General features: G+C 50.3%; 2 protein-coding genes and 1 pseudogene. All 3 read left to right on the top strand.

The annotated features are described in order from the left end of the window. The first annotated feature begins 1 nt into the window (after position 1). The 3 genes and pseudogenes from ABZJ92_RS21780 to yiaN all read left to right on the top strand — a co-directional run bounded on the left by ABZJ92_RS21780 (position 2) and on the right by yiaN (position 1,685). Positions 2-58: an IS1 family transposase gene (locus tag ABZJ92_RS21780; RefSeq protein WP_003032489.1), complete on the top strand. Its 57-nt coding sequence runs from the start codon at positions 2-4 to the stop codon at positions 56-58. A 17-nt stretch (positions 59-75) separates the two neighbouring features. Then, a pseudogene (locus ABZJ92_RS21775) lies at positions 76-390 on the top strand (TRAP transporter small permease subunit); the annotation flags it as partial. Positions 391-392: 2 nt separating this feature from the next. Continuing rightward, positions 393-1,685 (top strand): 2,3-diketo-L-gulonate TRAP transporter large permease YiaN, encoded by a 1,293-nt coding sequence (yiaN, locus tag ABZJ92_RS21770; protein WP_000279577.1) that lies wholly within the window; start codon positions 393-395, stop codon positions 1,683-1,685. Positions 1,686-1,738 lie beyond the last annotated feature (53 nt).

The raw sequence follows: 1,738 nt of genomic DNA, 5'->3' as shown, positions 1-1,738 counted from the left end.
GGTGGAGCTGCATGACAAGGTCATCGGGCATTATCTGAACATAAAACACTATCAGTAAGTTGGAGTCATTACCCGATTGTGGCTTTTATGGATAACGCCCACGTTCAGGTCACCTTTCTGGTGGAGAAACTCTCCCCCGCATGGCAACGACGAGTCGCTCTGGTTACCCATTCCTTAATCTTATTTATTTGTGGCGCACTGGCCTGGGGCGCAACGCTAAAAACAATTCAGGACTGGAGCGATTATTCACCGATCCTCGGTTTGCCCATCGGCCTGATGTATGCCGCTTGTCTGCCCACCAGCCTCGTTATCGCATTCTTTGAACTGCGTCATTTATATCAACTCATCACGCGTAGCAATTCTCTAACGTCGCCACCGCAAGGAGCTTAATCATGGCTGTGCTGATTTTTCTGGGCTGTCTGTTGGGTGGTATTGCTATCGGTTTGCCTATTGCCTGGGCACTGTTGTTGTGCGGGGCGGCGTTAATGTTCTGGCTGGACATGTTTGATGTCCAGATCATGGCACAAACGCTGGTGAACGGAGCCGATAGCTTCTCCCTCCTGGCGATTCCGTTCTTTGTGCTGGCGGGTGAAATCATGAATGCGGGCGGCTTGTTAAAACGCATTGTTGACCTGCCGATGAAACTGGTGGGGCATAAACCAGGCGGGCTGGGCTACGTCGGCGTGCTGGCAGCTATGATTATGGCGAGCCTTTCTGGTTCTGCCGTTGCGGATACCGCCGCCGTTGCCGCTCTACTGGTGCCGATGATGCGCAGCGCCAACTACCCGGTCAACCGGGCGGCGGGGCTGATTGCCTCTGGCGGCATTATCGCGCCAATTATTCCCCCTTCCATTCCGTTTATTATCTTCGGTGTTTCCAGCGGATTATCCATCAGTAAGCTGTTTATGGCGGGCATTGCCCCTGGCATAATGATGGGCGCAACGCTGATGCTTACCTGGTGGCGGCAGGCCAGTCGCCTTAATTTACCCCGCCAGCAAAAAGCAACGATGCAGGAAATCTGGCACTCTTTTGTCTCCGGTATCTGGGCGCTGTTTCTTCCAGTCATCATTATTGGCGGGTTTCGCTCCGGTCTGTTTACCCCTACCGAAGCCGGGGCCGTTGCTGCTTTCTATGCGCTGTTTGTCGCCACAGTTATTTACCGTGAAATGACCTTCGCCACACTTTGGCATGTACTCATTGGCGCGGCGAAAACCACCTCAGTGGTTATGTTTCTGGTGGCCTCGGCACAAGTTTCCGCCTGGCTGATTACCATTGCTGAACTGCCGATGATGGTTTCTGATTTACTGCAACCGTTGGTCGATTCACCGCGTCTGCTGTTTATCGTCATTATGGTGGCTATCCTGATTGTCGGCATGGTCATGGATTTAACGCCGACGGTATTAATTCTTACCCCGGTATTAATGCCTTTAGTTAAAGAGGCAGGAATCGATCCGATTTATTTCGGTGTCATGTTTATCATTAACTGCTCAATCGGCTTAATTACACCGCCTATCGGTAATGTACTTAACGTTATTTCAGGGGTGGCAAAACTCAAATTCGATGATGCAGTCAGAGGCGTTTTCCCTTACGTCCTGGTTTTATATTCATTATTAGTCGTATTTGTTTTTATTCCCGATCTCATCATCCTCCCTTTGAAATGGATGGTAATGCTGCCAACTTACTGATTTAGTGTATGATGGTGATTTTAAGGTGCTTGCGTGGCTTCCATTTCCATCAG

Source organism: Shigella sp. FJ200513 (genome assembly GCF_040495915.1).
Classification (GTDB): domain Bacteria; phylum Pseudomonadota; class Gammaproteobacteria; order Enterobacterales; family Enterobacteriaceae; genus ECMA0423.
The sequence above is the reverse complement of the archived record's forward strand: the minus strand, read 5'-3'. Positions and strand labels throughout refer to the sequence as shown.